The sequence below is a fragment of the Hymenobacter properus genome, from assembly GCF_015694735.1.
GTDB classification, from domain to species: Bacteria; Bacteroidota; Bacteroidia; order Cytophagales; family Hymenobacteraceae; genus Hymenobacter; species Hymenobacter properus.
Genome location: NZ_JADQDP010000004.1, coordinates 375,351 through 390,250 on the forward strand (window position 1 = coordinate 375,351; position 14,900 = coordinate 390,250).

Genomic DNA, 14,900 nt, shown 5'->3' on the forward strand with positions numbered 1-14,900 from the left:
GGCGGTCACATCGAGGGCAGGCATGGCTTCTTGCGTGCCGAAATAATCCTGACGAGTGGATTCACTACTGCATGCGAGATGCCTCGGCTGCGCTCGGCATGACGTTTTGCTTCACTGGTCAGCTTGCTGCTTAACTCTACTTTTTCCGCTTCCAGCGGTAGTATTTCCGATACCAGGGCGAGGTTTTCTTGAACAGGCTGCTGGTTGATTCGTTGGGGAACATGTTCACCCGAAACACCTGCATGCGGTCGTCTTCAATCGTGAGGCCGCCGGTATCGGTGGCCACGCCCAGGGCAAAACCGGCGGCCCGCACGGCCGCTTTCACGTCCTCGTTTAGGTCGCCGAAGGGGTAGGCGAAGCTGACAATTTCGGTTTGCAGCACAGCTTCCAGGGCGGCCTTGCTTTGGCTGATTTCGGCAGCGGCTTTGGGCGGCGGCAGAGCGCTCAGGCGCGGGTGACTCATGGTGTGGGCGCCAATTTCCCAGCCAGCTTCTACGAAAGCGCGCTTCTGCTCCAGGCTCATAATGTCGGAGCGCGGTTCGGTGGGGTCGGCGGCCACGTCCCATTGGTTGTAGCGCACGTCGAAATCGCCGAGCAGGTAGAGCACGCCGCGGTAGCCGTACTGCTGCATGAGGGGCAGCAGGTTGGTGTAGTTGTCGGTGTAGCCGTCGTCGAAAGTCAGGATGATGGGGCGGGCCGGAAAATCACGCAGAGGCCGCTCGCCCCGGGCAAACTGCAGGTAGTCGGCGAAGGTGAGGGACGTCAGCTTGCGCTGTTTGAAGTAAGCCAGGTGCTTTTCAAAATTCTCCTTCGTGACGTAAATCTGGTGCTTGGTGGCCAGCGGCGCGTCGGGGATTTTGTGGTACATCAGCACCGGAATGTAACCGATGCCGGCCTTTTGCATACGGGCGCCTTGATACACTTCTAGCACGCGGGCGGCCACGCGGGCCAGGTCATAGTGGGCCCGCACCTGTTGTTGCACCGGTTCTGAGACGCGCAAAGGTGTTTGCAGAACAGCCCGCGCATCGGCTAGTAAGGCAGCAAAATCTACTGCCGTGCTTGCCTGCCGCGCCGAAATATCGCCGAAATTGGATGCCGCCGCCGTGGCAAATGTCGCTTCCGTCACCAGCCCGGCGTAGTTGGCCTCGCCCAGCGCCAGTACCGGCCGGCCCGCGCCCAGCGCCTCAATGGCCACGCGCCCGGCCCCGATTACGAGGGTGGTGCGGGCCATCCAGCCCGCCACGTCGTCGGTGAAACCCACGACCTCGACCCGCGCGCCAAATTCGGCTTGCAGCTGCGCCAACGCCGCTTTGCCCGCCGCCGGCAAGTGTTCCAGCTCGCCGCCGATGAGGGCCACCCGCAGCGTCGGAAACTCGCGCAGCAGCGCCGGAAATACCTGCTGTAGCAAGGCGGCGGCCCGCTCGCCCTTGCCCCCGTTGAAGCGCCCGATGAAGGAAACACGCAGGGCAGCCTCATCAACTGGCTGCGGCGGGCCGAAGGCGACGCCATTGGGAATGGCCACGATTTTGGCGGGCGCCATCTTCACCTCCACCGCGAGGTGTTCGCGCAGGTTTTCGCAAATGGCAATGACTTTGTCGCCGTAGATATCGAACAGCGACGTGGACGTGTGCAGGTGCTGGCGGCCGTGCACGGTGCTCACCAGCGGCACACTCAATCCGCGCAAAGCGAAATAGCTTACCCAACTGGCAGCGCGCGAATGGCAGTGCACCACGTCGATATTTTCTCTGCGAACAACCTGCCGGATGATGCGCGCATTGCGCAGCCGCTGGCCGTAGCGGCGGTTGCTGATGCCAGCCCACACCAGCGTAGCCCCGGTGGGCAGCGCGTCGGCATCGGCCACTATCCACACCTGATGGCCCTGGGCGCGGTGCGCTTCGGCCAGCTGCACGGCGTAGGCCACCGAACCCGCAAAAAACTCAGCCGATAGAACGTGAAGGATGCGCATGCAGCAAAGGTATTGCTGGGCGCGGGGCTGGGGGTAGCAGGGCATTAAGGGCTTCTCTCATCCTGAGCGTGGCGGAGGACCTTATCAACGCTGGAACGAATGGTTCTGGCGTGAGAAGGTCCTTCGCTGCGCTCAGGATGACAGAGGCTCCCATAGCTTCCCTCCCACCCTTTCAACTTATCCCCAAGCCCGGCCGGCCACGTTTTCCAGGTACTTCTGGCCGCTGCCGGTGTTGAGCAGCAGGATGTTTTCGTGGGGCTGGATTTCGCCATTGGCCAGCAGCTGGCGGGTGGCGGCCCACACGGCCCCGCCTTCGGGGGCCACAAACAAGCCCTCGTGCTGGCCCAGGGCGCGCATGCCGGCCAGCATATCCTCCTCGCTCACGCTCACTACGGTGCCGCCCGATTCGTGGAGCACGCGCAGCATCAGGCTTTCGCCCAGCGGGTGGGGCACGGCCAGGCCATTGGCCAGCGTGGCGCGGCCCTGGTAGGCGTGGCAGTTGGGCTGGCGGCCCTCGTAAGTTTCGAGCAGTGGGCAGCAGTTTTCGGCCTGCACGGCCACCATGCGGGGCAGGCGTACTTCGGGCGCCAGCCAGCCAAGCTGCTTCATTTCCTGAAACGCCTTCCAGATGCCGATGAGGCCGGTGCCGCCGCCGGCGGGGTAGAGCAGCACGTCGGGCAACGTCCAGTTGAGCTGTTCGGCAATTTCGTAGCCCATGGTTTTCTTGCCTTCGAGGCGATAGGGCTCCTTCAGGGTTGAAATATCCAGCAGGGCGCCGTCGGCGTTGCGCTGGCGCACGCGGGCGCCACAGTCGCTGATGAGGCCGTCGACCAGCTCTACCTCAGCCCCGTACCAATAGCACTCTTCTTTAAAGGCGGCGGGCGTGTGGCGGGGCATCACCACCACTGCTTTTAACCCGGCACGGGCGCAGTAGGCGGCCATGGCCACGCCTGCGTTGCCGGCCGTGGGGATGATGCAGCCTGCCACGCCCAGTTCTTTGGCCTTCGACACGGCCATGCTCAGGCCGCGGGCCTTGAAGGAACCGGTGGGGTTTTGGCCCTCGTCTTTAAGCAGCAAATTGGCGAGGCCTTGGTGCGCGGCCAGGCGCGGCAGGCGCAGCAGCGGCGTGAAGCCTTCGCCGAGGGTGACTTTGTTTTCTTCGTGCAGCAGGGGCAGCAGGGCACCGTAGCGCCACATGGAGGCATCGGCTCGGTCGATGACGGCGCGGCTCAGCGGTTCGTGCAGGTCGTAGTCGGCCACCAGGGGCACCTGGCAGCAGGCCGAAACGCGCTGCAAGTAGAAGGCCGAATATTCGGAGCCGCAGGCCGAGCAGTGCAGCGTGGCGAGGCGGGAAAGGGAATCGGAGGCGACTATTTTCATGAGGCGAAGTACGGAATGGCTCCGCCCGGGGTATGCCTTGCAGGGATGGGCATTTGGAATAGCCTATGCCTTCCCGGAATAGTAGCGCCGCGTGAACTGCAGGAAATCTTTGTAGGGCACGTTGTTCTCGGTGCCCTTGCGCTGAATGAAATTGAACTCGCGCTTGAGCGGGAAATTTCGAATTTTCACTTCCGAAAATTCGCCCGAAGCCAACTCTTTGAGCACCGCCTGCCGGGGCAGGAAGGCCAGGCAGGTATCGACGCGCACGAAGTTTTTGAGGGCCTCGGTGCCGCCCAGGCGCACGCGTACCGGCAGCGCGGCCAGCTTGATGCGGTGCCGGGCCAGGGCCTCCTCCAGCACGGCCAGCGTGCCCGAGCCGGCTTCGCGCAGGGCCAGTGGCGTGGTGAGCAGGTCGGGCACGTCGAGCGTGCGGCTGGCCAAGGGATTGGCGGCAGCGCACACGGCCACCACGTCGTCGGTGAGCAGGGGCGTGTAGGTCACGTGGCTCACTTTGTGAATGCCTTCGATGATGCCTAGCTCGATTTCGTGGTCGAGCAAGGCGCGCAGGATGTTGTCGGAGTTGCGGTTTTTGAGGCTGAGCTGGTGGTTGGGGTGTTTTTGCAGGTAGGCCGACACCACAGGCGGCAGCACATAGAGCGAGATGGTAGTGCTGGCCCCGATGAGCAGGTGCTGGCTAGGGGCAAAATCGGGGCTGAGCGCGCTCATCTCCTGGTGCAGCTCCTGCTGCAGCTGCTTGGCTTGCAAGAGCTTTTCGTAGAGCTTGCGGCCGGCGGGCGTGAGCTGAATGCTGCTGCCTAGGCGCTCAAACAAGCCGGTTTTGTAGTGCTCCTCCAGGGCTTTTACCTGCTTGCTCACGGCCGACTGGCTGGTGAACAGTGCTTGGCTAGCCTTGGTGAAGCTTAACCGCTGGGCTACTTCCAGAAAGACTTCGTGCGGGTGCGAAAGCAAGGCAGTAATTAAGTTTTGGGGTGAAAAAGTCCGTCATCCTGAGCGCTGCGAAGGACCTTATTACGTCCGCGCAAATAACTCAAGCGTAATAAGGTCCTTCGCTGCGCTCAGGATGACGGAAAATAAAAACGTAATTAATTGTCCCCAACCCAGTTCAACCCTCATTCCCACCTTACAGTCCTAGAATTGCGCCGTACACACCATCCACTACCTGGGCCATGCGGGCGAAATCCAGTGTGTCGATGGTGTCGGTTTTTTGGTGGTAATGCGGGTTGCGCAGGAAGGAGGTGTCATTTATCATCACGGCGTCGTAGCCGTGGCGCCAGTAGTTGCGGTGGTCGGAAAGGCCGGCCAGGCCCATGCTTTCGGGCAGGTTGATGTGCTGCACGTCGAGGGTGCCGGCGTGGGGCTGCATGAGGGCCTGCACCTGCCGGGTGAAAGCCTCCTGGCCGGTTTTGCCCACCACCACGATGAAGTTGCCGGTGTTGGGGTAGCGCTGGGCCAGGGCTTCATTGGGGAAGCTTTGCGAGTGGGGCGCGTCGCTGAAATAGCCAATCATTTCGTAGCAGAGCATGGCGCGCACGGGCACCTGGGCCGCGTGCAGGCTTTTGGCATGCACGGCGCTGCCCATGTAGTCGGTGGCGAAATAGGGCGGCTCTTCGTTGGGGTAGGCCACGAAATCGAGGCGGTGACGCAGCGGGGGCTGACTTTGGTGCAGCAGGCGGGCCGTTTCGAGCAGGCCGGCCACGGCGCTGGCGTTGTCGTCGGCGCCGGGCTGGTCGCCGCACACGTCGTAGTGCGCCCCGATGACGATGCGCGCCGCTTCGGGCGGGCCGAAGGAGGCGATGATGTTGCGGTAGCGCCGCCCGTCGGCCGTGAATTCCTGCTCGGCCACGGTGCCATTTAGCTGCTCAAAACCTGCCTTAATGTAATCGGCGGCTTTATTGAGAGACTGTAGGTTGTGGCAGTTGCGGGCGGGCTGCAGGGCGGTCAAGAACTGCACATCGGCCCGCAGGCGGGTTTGGTCGGCTGGCATGACGAAAGGCGAAAGTAGACGGTGGGCTATACGGCCCTGAGGGGCTGCGGTGGCTTGGCTGAGCTTATAAAAAATCGCCCTTTTGCGCCCTAAGCTTGCGCGCTGCTCAGCTTCTGGCCGGCCCAGCCAGCCGCCGCTGAAACGCGGCCAGAAACAACCCCGCATGGTAGCCGTCGCCCAGGCCGTGGTGCAGGTGCACCGACACGGGCATTTGCCGCGTCTCGCCCTCCTGAAAAACCTGGCCGAAGGAGATTTTAGGGCAGCTGTCGGGGTGCGAGTAGCTGCGAGCGTGCGAGAGGCTGGTGAAGCGCACCCACGGCAGGGCCGAGCAATGCACTACGTCCGGGCGGCCAGTGGTGTCGTTCAGGCGCAGGCCGGTGCTGGCTTGCACAGCCGCAATTTCGGCCTCCGCAGCAGCCACGAAGCCCGGCAGCGAATCGTTTTGCTCAATGAAGGAGAAGGCAAACGTGTGGTCGGGCCGGCCGAGGGTGGCGGAGGCGTGAATGCGGTCGTACAGGTACACCTGGCCGTTTTCGATGCGGTAGCGGAAGGCCTCAACTTCGTTGGCGGCCTCAAGGGCGTGGTAGAGGTAGTACAGGAAAAACGACACGCCCAGCCGCTTGGCTTCTGATTGGGCGGCGGTGCAGTCCACGTTGGCCGTGAGCCCGAAGAAGGGCTCTTCAAAGGCGGAGAAGAAGGCGAAATGCTCGCGGCGCGGCCAGGTTTCGAGGTCGATGAGGTGCTTCATGGCAGGCAAAGGTCGGTAGCTTTGTAGGGTTGTTGAACGGTTTCATCCGGTCATGCCAAGCGCAGCCGAGGCATCTCGCTCGCTTCGTTCACGCGGTGTTAATTACTTCGGCATGCGAGATGCCTCGGCTGCGCTCGGCATGACGTTCTACTTATTGCCTCACCCGCCCCATGCCTATCCAAACATTCATCGCCTTCGACGCCGACGACACGCTCTGGCCCTGCCAGCCGCACTACGACCACGTAGAGGCCCAGCTGCTGCCCATCCTGGCTCGCTATGCCGACGCGCCCACCGGCAACGCCCGGCTCTACGACGTGCAGCGAGCCAACATGCAGCTGTTCGGCTACGGGGCCAAGTCGTTCATGCTCTCAATGATAGAAACGGCCATTCAGCTTTCGAACGGCGAAGTGAGAGGCCATGAAATCCAGCAGATTCTGGACCTGGGCAAGGACCTGCTGCGCTTTGCCATCGAGCCGCTGCCCGACGTGGTGGAAGTACTGACGGAGCTGAAGGAGCGCGGCCATCAACTCATTCTGCTCACCAAGGGCGACTTGTTCGACCAGGAAAGCAAAATTGCCCGCTCCGGCCTGGGCGATTTCTTCGCCTACGTCGAAATCGTGAGCGAGAAAGACGAGCCTACCTACCGCCGCCTGTTTGCCCGCCTCGGCGCCACGCCGGAGAACTTCGTGATGATTGGCAACTCCCTGAAATCAGACATTCTGCCGGTGGCCAAGCTGGGCTTCCCGGCCATCCACGTGCCCTACCACGCCAACTGGATACATGAGCACGTGCCGGCCGAGCTGCTAGCGGGCGTGGAGTTTCGGGCGGTGGAGCGGCTGCGGGAGGTGCTGGAGCTGGTGGGGTAGTTACTATTTGGTTTGCCCCATGTATGACTTCACTAACCTACGCTACCTCCAACACGGCAACCACCGACAGCAACGGGCCTATTCCATCTTAGCGGCGTTGGATTTGTGGAAGGTACTGGCCGATTTCAAGCCGGTGCTGGCCGGCACCATCCCACTGAACATCGACATTATCGGGAGCGACTTGGACGTGCTGTGCGAAGTTCAAGTAACCGAAACGCAACGCTTCATTGAGCTACTGCAGAAGCATTACGGCCGCCGCAACGGCTTCTGTCTGACGCAGCCCATTGTCAACGGACAGTCTTCTATCATCTGCAATTTCCGCTACTGGAATCGGGAAATCGAGCTATTTGGGCAGCCTGTGCCCACCGCGCGACAGAACGGCTTTCGTCACCTGCTGGTGGAAGCGGCTGTGCTGGCGGCCGGCGGCGAGCGGTGGCGCCGAGCCGTGCGGCGTTTGAAGAAACAAGGGATGAAAACGGAGCCGGCGTTTGCCAAGCTGCTTCGGCTGCCAGGCGACGCTTATGCGGCGCTGTTAGAACTGGAGCAGCTAACATCTGCCGAAATAGCTGCTTACGTATCGCGCTGCCCACTGCCGGCACGGTAAGCCGCGAAAAATATAAAATACTACCTACCGACTTGAAATCGGGCGCTGACTTCGGCTCCGTATCAACCAGCCCAGCAGCAAGCCGGCGCCAAGCCCACCCAACGGCACGGCCAGATTCAGGTGCTCGCTGGCCACGCCGACCAGCACGCTAACCACCCCAAAAGTGGCAGCCAGCGTAGCAAACACTTCCAGCCGAACCGCCGCGCCGCCGGCCCGCGCCGGTATGGCGAGCGCCAACCCCAGGCCGAACAGCCCCATCACGGTGCCGTCGGCCCCTACGGCTGGGCTGCCAGGCTGGAACAAGGCACTGGCCAGGCCACCGGCCAGCGCTGCCGTGCTGTAGGTAGCCAGCAAACAACGTCGGCCCACCAAGGGCTCCAGCGTGCGCCCGGCGAAGACCAAGGCCCAAGCCGCATTAAGCCAAGGCAACACGCCCGCAGTCAGCAGCGGGCTGACCAGCAGGCGCCACCACTGCCCGGCGCGCAACGCCGGACCGGTGGAGGCGCCCCACCGCAGCAGGTCGGCAGGTTCGACCTCAAACGGGCCCAGGCCACCCACCGTCAGCACCAGAAAACAGGCGCCGTGCAGGCCCAGCAACAGGGGCGTGACGAAAAAGCCCGACCGGGGCCGCAGCCAGGCCAGCCCTTTGTTTACGTATTCGTCGTCGGGCGCAGATTGGCCGGTTTCGTGGTAGTGCTGCACGCGCCGCTCGTTCAGCTTCGGCAGCAGCAGAAACCCCAGAAACAACCCGCCGCCCCACAACAAGTCCAGACGCAAGACTTCCAGAGATTTATCGAGCCGCTGCTCATAGGGCTGGTAGCGCGCTTCGAGCAGAACGGGCCGTGCAGGCGGCACGACTGCTCACTGGCTGCGATGCACGGCTGTCAGCAGGCCGGTCGAGGGCGCGGCCGCCACCAGATAGGTGAAGTTTTCGGGCCCTGATATGCGGGTGAGGGCGCCAATTTCTTCCTTAAAGTGGGCGAATTTTGCGTCGGTATCGTCGCGGGAGTTGCTGGTGGTGCTGAAAGTGCTGCTTACCCAGGCCAGCACGGGGCCGCGGGCCGTATCGGCGGCGCTTCGGAACACAGGCGTGGCAGCGTAGATGGTGAGCCGCGAGCCGCCTTTGATGGTGCTGTATTCGTCTGCGAACGTGGTTTGGGGGCGGGCCAGGTAGGCGTGGCGCAGCACGTAGGCCGTGTTGGCGGGATAGCGCGGCACCTCGGATGCGTCGCGCAGCACCACCTGCTGCAACAGGCCTTCCTGCAGCGCCGAAGCGGCAGCCCCGGCTGCGATACCAATAGTAATGGTGCCGATGTAATAGAACAATGACCGCCAGCCGCCCCGGGGCCCACTTTTCAGCAGGTGAAGCCGTGGCCGCAGGCCCACCAGGGTAGCTACGCCGCCCAGCACGGCCAGCAGCAGAAATTGCCGTTCGCCACTTATTTCCAACTGCACGCCCAGCGTGGCCCCCAACGCCCACACCAGCGCCGCCCACAGCAGTGCGTAGCAGCCCGCCACCAGCAGCACCAAGCGCACAAATGGCCAGAATATCAGGCGCAGCTTAAGCAGTAATTTTTCCATTAAAGGCCTGAAATTACCGTTCTGTTTCCGCGTTGCAATAGAAACCAAGCTGCTCGCTACCTTCCGCCCGGCTTTCCCCACACCCCCTCTCCCATGCTGGCCCGTTACCGCTTTTTGCCCCTGCTGCTTGTGCTGCTGGCGGCTGCCTCGTGCTCAAAAAAAACAGCCCAGGAGCAAGCCGCCGAAACGGCCCAGACCGACGGCGACGAAATCGACCCGTATTCCAACCTCGTGTTCACCTTCGATGAGAAGGTGGTGGACGAGGACAAGCAGAACCGCTGGGACACCACGCGCTACGTCACGTTCTCACCCAACATTCGCGGCAAGTTCAAGTGGACCGGCGACCGGGAGCTGACCTTCTCGCCGCTGGAGCCCTTCCGGCCCAGCACGGTTTTCTCGGCCTCGCTGCGGCCCGAAGCCCTGCCCAGCGACAAGCAGAAGCTGGCTCTGAACCGCCCCAAATTCCACACGCCCTACCTGCGCATGGCCGCGCCGCAGGTGTTCTACGGCAGCTCGAAGCGGGCGGCGGGCACGGCGGAATTGCGCGCCAACCTAGTTTTTAACTACCCGGTGCGGCCTGCCGATGTGAAGGCGCGGCTGAAGGTGACGCAGGGCGGCAAGCCGGTGGCGGTGGAAGTCAACTCGGCCGAGCCGGATGATTTAGTGGCTGTCACGTTCATGCAGGACGTGCAGCCGGGCACGCCCGTGCAGATTGACATCGCGCCCGGTCTGCGCCCGGCGGCCGGCACCAAACCCACCGATAAAACCCTATCGGCCCAGGCCGAGATTCCCGACCAAAGCACGCTGGAAGTGCGCGAGCTGACGGGCTCGCTGCTGAACGGGCAGCCGGTGGTAACGGTGCTGCTCAACCAGCCCGTGCGGGTGGCCGACGTGCAGCCCTACCTCACGGTGAAGCCGGCGGTGGCCTTTTCGGTGGAGGCGCTGGAAAGCGGGCTGGCCCTGCGCGGCGGCTTCGAGGTGGGCAAAACCTACCAGATTTCGCTGGCGGCCGGCACGCGGGGCGTGCTAGGCGGCAGTTTGGGCGAAGCATTCAGCCAGGCCGTGTCGTTTGGGGATGAGCGGCCGAGCCTCACCTTCACCAGCTCCGATAAGGCTATGTACCTCGACGCGCTGGGCGCCCGCAACCTGGGCTTGCGCATCAACCAGGTGGCCAAGGTGAAGGTGACCATTGCCAAGGTGTACGCCAACAACATTCAGCAATTGCTGCGCGGCGAGAAGCAGTACGGCTACCCCGAATACGACGAGGACGAGCCTCGCGAATCGAACACCGACGAGAACGGCGACTACATCGACCGCAGCTTTCAATATTATGACACCGAAAACATCGGCAACGTGCTGTCGGAGCGCACCATCTCGGTGGACGGGCTGCCCAAGGCCGACGGTATGCGCCTGCTCAACCTCGACCTGAAGGCGCTGGAGTTCCAGGGGCCGATGAAGGGGCTGTACGTGGTGCGCGTGCAGGACACCGAGCGCCAGTGGTTGCAAGTGAGCAAGCTGGTGGCCGTCACGGACATCGGCCTGATTGTGAAGCAGGGCGCCACGGGCGGCACGGTGGTTTTCGCCAACTCCATTCGCTCGGCCGAGCCGATGGCGGGCGTGACGGTGAACCTCGTGAGCTCGAATAATCAGGTGATTGGCAGTACGACGACCGACAAATCGGGCGTGGCGCAGTTCGACTCGGCGGCCAGCATGAAGCGGTTTACGCTGGGCATGGCCACGGCCACGAAGGAAGCCGACTTTTCCTTCCTGGATTTGACCAAAAGCCGAGTAGAAACCTCGCGCTACGAGGTGGGCGGGCTGACCTCGAACGCAGCGCACTACCAGGCGTTTCTGTACGGCGACCGCAACCTGTACCGGCCCGGTGACACGGTGCGGACCAACGCCGTCATCCGCACCGAGGACTGGAAGACGCCGCCCACCGGCCTGCCCGTGAAAATCCGCCTGCTGCTGCCCAGCGGCAAAGAGTACAGCAGCCTGCGCCAGAAGCTGAGCGCAGCGGGCAGCTTCGAGAGCAGTTTCATTCTGCCACCTACTGTGATGACCGGCCTCTACACGCTGGAGGTGCTGACCGGCAACGACGTGCTGCTGACCTCGCGCCCCGTGAGCGTGGAAGAATTCATCCCCGACCGCCTGAAGGTGACCGTGACGGCTGCCCCCGCCATGCTCCGGCCCGGGCAGGACGTGACGGCCACCATCGCGGCCGTAAACCTGTTTGGCCCACCGGCGGCCGACCGCAAGTTTGAGGTCGAATTCTCACTGAAGCAGAAGACCTTCGCGCCCAAGAACTACCCCAACTACAGCTTCACCATCAACAGCGGCGAGAAACGCCGCACCTACGAAGACGGCGAGGAAAGCAGCGAAAGCGCCCTCACCGCGCGCTTCGAGAAAACCGTGCGCGAGGGCGCCACCGACGCTGCCGGCCGCGGCACCGCCACCTACACCGTGCCCGACTACCGCGACCTGGGCACGCTCGAAGGCGTGGCCTTCGCCACGGTGTTCGACGAAACCGGCCGGCCCGTGAACCGCCTCGCCACCTTCGATGTGCAGACGCAGGCCGCCATGTTCGGCATCGGCAACCTGCCCGACCTCATCAGCACCCGGCAGGCCCTCACGGTGAAGCTGCTGGCCCTCACGCCGACCGGCCGCCCCACCACGGCGCCGGCCGAAATCAAGGTGGTGCGCAAGCTCTGGGAAACGGTGCTGGAGCGCCAGGGCGGCCGCTACGTGTACCAGTCGCAGCGCCGCGAGCAAACCATTCTGAGCCAAACCCGCCCGGTGGGGGCCGAAACCAGCTTCTCGTTCACGCCCGTGTACTCGGGCGAATACGAGGTGCGGGTGAGCCGGCCGGGCGCCGCCACCTACGTCACGCAGCAATTTTACGCCTACGGCTACGGCGACACGCAGGCCAACTCCTTCGAGGTGAACAACGAGGGCGCCGTCACCATTGAGGCCGACAAGCCCAAGTACAACCCCGGCGAAACCGCCCGCCTGCTGCTGAAAGCGCCCTTCGCCGGCCGCATCCTCGTCACGGTGGAGCGGGCCAACGTGCTCGACCACTTCTACGTGAGCACCGACGGCAAGGCGGCCGAGGTGAAGGTGCCCATCAAGGGCGAGCACGTGCCCAACGTGTACGTGACGGCCACGGCCGTGCGCGCCCTCGACGGCCGCGACCACCTGCCCCTCACCGTGGCCCGCGGCTTCCTGCCCCTCACGGTGGAAAAGGCCGATTCGCGCCTGCCGCTGGCCCTGGCCGCGCCGGCCGCCAGCCGCTCCCAAACCTGGCAAACCGTGGAAATCAGCACCGCCCCGCGCGCCCAGGTCACGCTGGCCGTGGTGGACGAGGGCATTTTGCAGCGCAACAACTACCAGACGCCCGACCCGCACGCCTACTTCTACCAGAAGCGCGCCCTCGAAGTGGCGGCCTTCGACGTGTACCCGTTCATCTTGCCGGAGCTGGGCACGAGCAGCAGCGGCGGCGACGCCGCCGACCTGCGCCGCCGCACCAACCCCGTGCCCAACCGCCGCGTGAAGCTGGTGTCGAAATGGAGCGGGGTGCTCACCGCCGACGGCGACGGCAAGGTGCGCTACCGGGTGCGCGTGCCGCAGTTCAGCGGGGCGCTACGCATCATGGCCGTGGCCTACAAGGACGATGCCTTCAGCTCGGCCGAAGCCACGATGAAGGTGGCCGACCCGGTGGTGATTTCGACGGCGCTGCCGCGGTTCATGAGCCCGGGCGACACGATTGACGTGCCGGTGACGCTGACGAATACGACGAAGGACTTATTTAGTGGAAGCGTCAGAATCTCTACTTCTATTCGTCCCTCGAAAGACCCTTTGATTAGGATTCAAACAGAAGCAGATATTGACCCTAAAAACAGCGTTGGCAATTATGAGAACGAGCTAAACGCGCGTCGGGTGACTATTGCGCCAAATACGGAACAGCGAATAGTTTTCAGAGTAGCGGCGGGTCATATCGGCGAAGCACGGTTATCCACGGAAGTCAATGGCTCTTTCAAATCCCGCAATGCTGCTCCGCCTAGCAAGTTTATTGAAACCGTTGAAATGCCCGTGCGCCCCGCCGCCTCGCTCGAAAAGCGCACCGGCAGCGGCGTGCTGGCCGGCGGCACCACGCTTCCGCTCAACCTGAAAACCGATTTCCTACCCGCCTCGCTCACCAGCCGGCTGGTGGTGAGCCGTTCGCCGCTCACCGAGTTCAGCAAGGACCTGCGCTACCTGCTGCAATACCCCTACGGCTGCCTGGAGCAAACCGTGTCGGCCGCCTTCCCGCAGCTCTACTACGCCGATTTGGCCGCCACCCTGCAGCAGAAAACCGGGGCCGCCGCCAAGGCCCAGCGCTACAACCCCAACTTCCACGTGCAGGAAGCCATCCGCAAGCTGGAGAGCATGCAGCTCTACAACGGCAGCCTGAGCTACTGGCCGGGCGGCGACTACGACAACTGGTGGGCCACCGCCTACGCCGCCCACTTCCTGCAGGAAGCCCAGCAGGCCGGCTTCGCGGTGAATAAATCTGTGCTCGACAAGGTGCTGAAATACCTGGCCTTCCGCCTCAAAAAGCGCGAAACCGAGCCCTACCAGTACTTCGACGCCAGCAACATCGCCCGCCAGCGCACCATCGCCAGCCGCGAAATCGCATACTCGCTCTACGTGCTGGCCCTGGCCGGCCGCCAAGACCCCGTGGCCCTGAACTACTACCGCGCCAACCGCCCCCTGCTCACCGAAGACTCCAAGGTGCTGCTGGCCTGCACCCAAAGCCTGCTCGGCAACCAACGCGCCTACCGCGAGCTGCTGCCCACCCGCTTCGGCAGCGAGCGGCCCACCCGCCGCGCCCTCGACGGCTCGTTCTACTCGCCCATCCGCGACGAGGGGCTGATTCTCAACGCCCTCGTCAGCACCGACCCCAACCACCCGCAGGTGCCAGCCCTGGCCCGCCAGCTCAGCCGCCAGCTAAAGGAGGCGTATTGGCTCAACACCCAGGAGCGCGCATTCGCCCTGCTGGCCCTGGGCAAAATCGCCCGCCAGAACGCCCGCAGCACCGCCACCGCCAGCCTCTTCCTCGACGGCAAGCCGGCCGGCACCTTCACCGGCAAAGACCTGACCCTGCGCAACGTGGCCAACCGCAACCTGAGCATCCGCAGCGCCGGCAAGGGCAGCCTCTACTACTTCTGGGAAACCGAGGGCATCTCGGCCAGCGGCCAGGTACGCGAGGAAGATTCCTACCTGAAAGTGCGCCGCCAGTTCCTCACCCGCGACGGCGCCCCGCTGGGCACGCCCACTTTCCGCCAGAACGACCTGGTGGTAGTCAAGCTAACCCTAGAAGCCGGCGAAGCCGCCGGGGTCATCAAGAACGTGGCCGTGACCGACCTGTTGCCAGCTGGGTTGGAGATTGAAAACCCGCGCATCGGCCCCCTGCGCGAGCTGAGCTGGGCCAAGGACGCCAGCATGCCGGATTATCTGGACGTGCGCGACGACCGGATTAACCTCTTCGCCACCGCTACGGGCACGCCACAGCACTTCTACTACCTCTGCCGCGCCGTGTCAAAAGGCACGTTCAAGCTGGGGCCGGTGAATGCTGATGCCATGTACAATGCCGAGTATCACAGCTACAATGGGGCTGGGGTGGTGCGGGTGCGGTAGGTCTAATTCCTGATTTTTGATGCTATTTCTTCCTCACCTACTGCTGCTTGCGGCGCTGTTTCAAACCGGTCCAG

10 protein-coding genes are annotated in these 14,900 nt (G+C 63.4%); 3 read left to right on the forward strand and 7 right to left on the reverse strand.

Annotated elements, in window-relative coordinates; all coding sequences use genetic code 11:
- Positions 1–136: 136 nt before the first annotated feature.
- The 5 genes from I2I01_RS18160 to I2I01_RS18180 form a co-directional block, all read right to left on the reverse strand.
- Positions 137–1,966, reverse strand: coding sequence for a polysaccharide deacetylase family protein (locus I2I01_RS18160; protein WP_196287921.1), 1,830 nt, complete (start codon positions 1,964–1,966; stop codon positions 137–139).
- Positions 1,967–2,143: 177 nt separating this feature from the next.
- Positions 2,144–3,346 (reverse strand): threonine synthase, encoded by a 1,203-nt coding sequence (locus I2I01_RS18165; protein WP_196287922.1) that lies wholly within the window; start codon positions 3,344–3,346, stop codon positions 2,144–2,146.
- 63 nt (positions 3,347–3,409) lie between these two features.
- Positions 3,410–4,315: a LysR substrate-binding domain-containing protein gene (locus I2I01_RS18170; RefSeq protein ID WP_196287923.1), complete on the reverse strand. Its 906-nt coding sequence runs from the start codon at positions 4,313–4,315 to the stop codon at positions 3,410–3,412.
- Positions 4,316–4,487: 172 nt separating this feature from the next.
- A complete protein-coding gene (locus tag I2I01_RS18175) occupies positions 4,488–5,351 on the reverse strand; it encodes a M28 family peptidase (RefSeq protein ID WP_196287924.1) in 864 nt (287 codons plus the stop codon).
- A 106-nt stretch (positions 5,352–5,457) separates the two neighbouring features.
- A complete protein-coding gene (locus I2I01_RS18180) occupies positions 5,458–6,099 on the reverse strand; it encodes a chloramphenicol acetyltransferase (RefSeq protein WP_196287925.1) in 642 nt (213 codons plus the stop codon).
- Between the two features lie 170 nt (positions 6,100–6,269).
- On the opposite strand from I2I01_RS18180, the gene I2I01_RS18185 reads away from it, so the two are divergent.
- Both I2I01_RS18185 and I2I01_RS18190 read left to right on the forward strand, forming a co-directional pair.
- A complete protein-coding gene (locus I2I01_RS18185; protein ID WP_196287926.1) occupies positions 6,270–6,965 on the forward strand; it encodes an HAD family hydrolase in 696 nt (231 codons plus the stop codon).
- Positions 6,966–6,984: 19 nt separating this feature from the next.
- The gene (locus I2I01_RS18190; RefSeq protein ID WP_196287927.1) at positions 6,985–7,569 is read left to right on the forward strand and encodes a DUF4269 domain-containing protein; all 585 of its coding nucleotides are present in this window, start codon (positions 6,985–6,987) and stop codon (positions 7,567–7,569) included.
- A 24-nt stretch (positions 7,570–7,593) separates the two neighbouring features.
- Here the strand turns inward: I2I01_RS18190 and I2I01_RS23590 are convergent, their stop codons facing one another.
- Together I2I01_RS23590 and I2I01_RS18200 are read right to left on the reverse strand one after the other, a co-directional pair.
- Entirely contained in the window at positions 7,594–8,424 is an 831-nt protein-coding gene (locus I2I01_RS23590) for a rhomboid family intramembrane serine protease (protein WP_196287928.1), read from the reverse strand.
- A 6-nt stretch (positions 8,425–8,430) separates the two neighbouring features.
- Positions 8,431–9,150 carry a hypothetical protein gene (locus I2I01_RS18200; RefSeq protein WP_196287929.1) on the reverse strand — a complete coding sequence of 240 codons (720 nt, stop codon included), beginning with the start codon at positions 9,148–9,150 and terminating at the stop codon, positions 8,431–8,433.
- A 93-nt stretch (positions 9,151–9,243) separates the two neighbouring features.
- Here I2I01_RS18200 and I2I01_RS18205 point away from each other — a divergent pair, with 93 nt between their 5' ends.
- Positions 9,244–14,826, forward strand: coding sequence for an alpha-2-macroglobulin family protein (locus I2I01_RS18205; protein WP_196287930.1), 5,583 nt, complete (start codon positions 9,244–9,246; stop codon positions 14,824–14,826).
- The last annotated feature ends 74 nt before the right edge of the window (positions 14,827–14,900 follow it).